Raw genomic sequence first — 3,422 nt, 5'->3', positions numbered from 1 at the left:
GACGGCGCTCCGGCGTCGGGCGGCCGCGGGCGCCGACGGCACGATGGGCCTCGTCAGTGCACCGGCAGCAGCCGGTGCAGGCCGGCGCTGGCCAGCTCGCCGATGCGCACCAGGAACTCGGTGCCCATGTCGGCGGTGTAGCGCGTCGGGTCGGGCGAGCCCAGCACCAGCATGCCGAAGGCCGGCGCGGACGGGTCGTGGCGCAGCGGCAGCATCGCGAGCGACACCACCGCGCCCGACTCGTCGAACCAGCCGGCGGCCTCGAATCCCGAGTTCACGCCGCAGTAGGGCTGCGTCAGGCTGGTCGCGAAGCTCTTCACCTCGTCGCTCACCGGGCGCGCAAAGGCCAGCGACTCGAAGGCATCGGCCGCGCCCCACACGCGGATGCCGGCCTGCGGGATCAGGAACTCGTGCTTCAGCTGCTCCACCAGCACGGTCGGCAGGTCGCTGGCGTTGCTGGTCAGCATGATCGAGCGTGTCCAGCGGTGCAGCTTGTCGGCGATCGCCACGTTCTCCTGGCCGTGGCGGATCATCTCGACCAGCCGCATCTCGAGGCCGCGGATCTTCTCGCGCAGCATCTCCATCTGGCGCTCCTGCAGCGAGACCGCTCGGTTGCCGTGCGGGCTGGTGAGCTGCACGCTGGCCAGCGTGTCGGCATGGCGCTCGAAGAAGCCAGGCGTCTGCTGCAGGAAACTCGCGATGTCGTCCTCGGTAATGCCTTGCGTGCTCATCTGGGTCAGTCTCCCTGTTCCGGTAAATCGATCTCGCCGACGTACACGCTCTCGGCGGGGCCGGTCATCCACACCGGCGCGTCGCTGCGGCCGGCCCATTCGATCGTCAGTTCGCCGCCGCGCGTGTCCACGTCGACCGGCGTGCCGGCGCGCAGCCAGCCGAGGCGGATGCCCGCCACCACCGCGGCGCAGGCACCGGTGCCGCAGGCCAGCGTCTCGCCGGCGCCGCGCTCGTACACGCGCAGCCTCACATGGGTATCGCTCAGCACCTGCAGGAAGCCGGCGTTCACGCGCTGCGGGAACGCGTGTGGCGCTCGACGAGCGGGCCCAGTTCGGCCACCGGCGCCTCGTCGACGCCCCCGCTGCCGAACTGCGCCACGTTCATCACCGCATGCGGGTTGCCCATCGACACCACCGCAGCCTCCACCGTGCGGTCCGCCGCGTCCAGCGGCCACAGCGCAAAGCCGTTCAGCTCGCGCGGCTGCAGGCCGGCGGCGTCGAACGGTACGCGGGCGGGCTCGAACACCGGCGCACCCATGTCCACGGTGACGCGGCCGTCCACCAGCCAGCGCGGTTCGATCACGCCGCCGGCGGTGCGCACGCGGATCGCGCTCTTCTTCGTGAGGCCGGCCTCGCGCACGTAGCGCACGAAGCAGCGCGCCCCGTTGCCGCATTGCTCGACCTCGCTGCCGTCGGCATTGACGATGCGGTAGGTGAAGTCGATGCCGGGCTCGTCGCTCGCGCCGACGATCAGGACCTGATCCGCGCCGACGCCGAAGCGCCGGTCGGCCAGATAGCGGTACTGCGCCGGGCTCAGCGTCAGCGGCTCTCGGGTGGCGTCGAGCACGACGAAGTCGTTGCCCGCGCCCTGCATCTTGGTGAACCGCAGCTTCATGATGACGGGATTATCGACCCCTCCCGTGCCGCCAGCCGACAATGAGGCGTCCTCGATCCCGGCTCCGCGCCGCCCCTCCGTGCCCACGACCCCGATCCCTCCCGCCGCTGCGGCCCGGCCGCCCGCGGCGGAACCGCGCACGCAGTTCTTCGACGAGGCGCGCGCCGCCCTCGCCGACCACCGCCTCGTCAAGATGGTGCTGGCCGGCCCGCGCGGGCCCCGGCCCGACCTGCAGCGCGTGCTGGTGCGGCCGCTCACGCTGAAGGGCCGCGCCTGCCTGTCGCTGACCTACAACCACCGCACGAAGGACGTGACGAAGAACCTGCCGGTCGAGGAGGGCCTGTCCACGGTGGCCGAGCTGATCGACAGCGCCTTCGACAACCTGCACCTGCTGACCCCCGACGGCGAACTGCAGCTCGCCATCAGCCGCAAGGGCAAGGCCACGCTGCGGCGCAGCCGCAAGCCCGCCGCGCCGGCCGATGCCGCCGCCGAGAACCCGGAACAGCCCTCCGCCCTGGCGAACGGCGGGTCCGACGCGCCGACGGCCGCACCGCCTTCGCACGACCGCGAGAAGCACCGCTACGTCGACCCGCAGCAGCCCTTCCTCGTCGCCCTGGGCGTCACCGACGCCCAGCACCGCGTGGTGCCGGCCATGGCACGCAAGTGGAAGCAGATCAACAAGTTCATCGAGGTGCTGGCCCACGCGCTGGCGTCGGCCCCGTCGCTCGCGCAGGCTCAGGGTGAGCAGCCGCTGCAGGTGCTGGACTTCGGTGCCGGCAAGGGCTACCTCACCTTCGCGGTGCACGACCACCTGCGCCGCACGCTGCACCGCCCGGTCCGGGTCACCGGCGTCGACCTGAAGGACGACATGGTCGCTCTGGGCAACGCCACCGCGCAGCAGCTCGGCCTGGACGGCCTGTCCTTCGAGCTGGGCGACGTGCGCAGCTACGCGGCCCGGCCGGTCGACATCATGATCGCGCTGCACGCCTGCGACATCGCCACCGATCACGCGATGCACATGGGCATCCGCTCGGGCGCGCGCATCATCATGTGCTCGCCTTGCTGCCACAAGCAGCTGCGCCCGCAGCTGCGCAGCCCCACGCTGCTGCTGCCGCTGCTGCGGCACGGCATCCACCTCGGCCAGGAGGCCGAGATGCTGACCGACGGCCTGCGCGCGCTGCTGCTGGAGGCCGAGGGCTACGACACCCAGGTGTTCGAGTTCACCTCGCTCGAGCACACCCAGAAGAACAAGATGATCCTGGCGGTGAAGCGCGAGCACCCGAGGGCCGCCGAACCGCTGCGCGAGCAGGTGCGCGCGCTGAAGGACTACTACGGCGTCCAGGAGCAATGCCTGGAGACGCTGCTGGCGACCGACCGCGCGGAGGCCGCGCCGCAACCCGGCATCGCCGGCTGAACGGCCCGCAGCGGCGCGCCGCTACAGCAGACCCTCCGCCAGCGAACGCGTCACCTCGGCGGCCGGCAACGCGAGGCAGCCGCTCGCGTTCTGCCCCGACCACAGCGGCGAGAAGTCGCCGCTGCCCTGCTTCTCGGCGTGTGCGCGCAGCGGCGCGATCGCCGCGGTGGCCAGCGGGAACGCGGGCGCGGCCGGGTTCATCGGCCCCAGCTCGCGCATCACACGGTTGACGATGCCGCGCGCGGGCCGGCCGGTGAACAGGCGCGTGAGGGCCGTGTGGCGCGCAGCGTCGCTCTGCAGCGCGGCGCGGTGCAGCGCGCTGGTGGTCGCTTCCGGGCACAGCAGGTAGGCCGTGCCCACCTGCACGCCGGCCGCGCCCAGG

Annotated in this window: 3 protein-coding genes and 1 pseudogene; 1 reads left to right on the top strand and 3 read right to left on the bottom strand. The window is 72.2% G+C overall.

The genetic code is table 11. The features are described 5' to 3' along the window. Positions 1-53: 53 nt before the first annotated feature. Positions 54-731, bottom strand: a complete 678-nt coding sequence (locus tag x551_RS19935) for a DUF484 family protein (protein ID WP_036230620.1) — start codon at positions 729-731, stop codon at positions 54-56. A gap of 5 nt (positions 732-736) precedes the next feature. Next, positions 737-1,626: pseudogene (gene dapF / locus x551_RS19930) on the bottom strand (diaminopimelate epimerase). Positions 1,627-1,705: 79 nt separating this feature from the next. Here dapF and x551_RS19925 point away from each other — a divergent pair. Then, entirely contained in the window at positions 1,706-3,040 is a 1,335-nt protein-coding gene (locus x551_RS19925; protein WP_036230617.1) for an SAM-dependent methyltransferase, read from the top strand. Between the two features lie 21 nt (positions 3,041-3,061). Here x551_RS19925 and x551_RS19920 read toward each other — a convergent pair. Continuing rightward, positions 3,062-3,422, bottom strand: a 361-nt coding sequence (locus x551_RS19920; RefSeq protein ID WP_036250530.1) for a nitronate monooxygenase, incomplete at its 5' end; no start/stop codon positions are given.

The organism is Methylibium sp. T29, from assembly GCF_000576205.1.
Taxonomy (GTDB): domain Bacteria; phylum Pseudomonadota; class Gammaproteobacteria; order Burkholderiales; family Burkholderiaceae_C; genus Methylibium; species Methylibium petroleiphilum.
The sequence above is the reverse complement of the archived record's forward strand: the minus strand, read 5'-3'. Positions and strand labels throughout refer to the sequence as shown.

What these genes read in the sequence shown, in the direction of transcription:
- x551_RS19935 (WP_036230620.1), bottom strand. Translation starts at nt 731, where the DNA reads ATGAGCACGCAAGGCATTACCGAGGACGACATCGCGAGTTTCCTGCAG.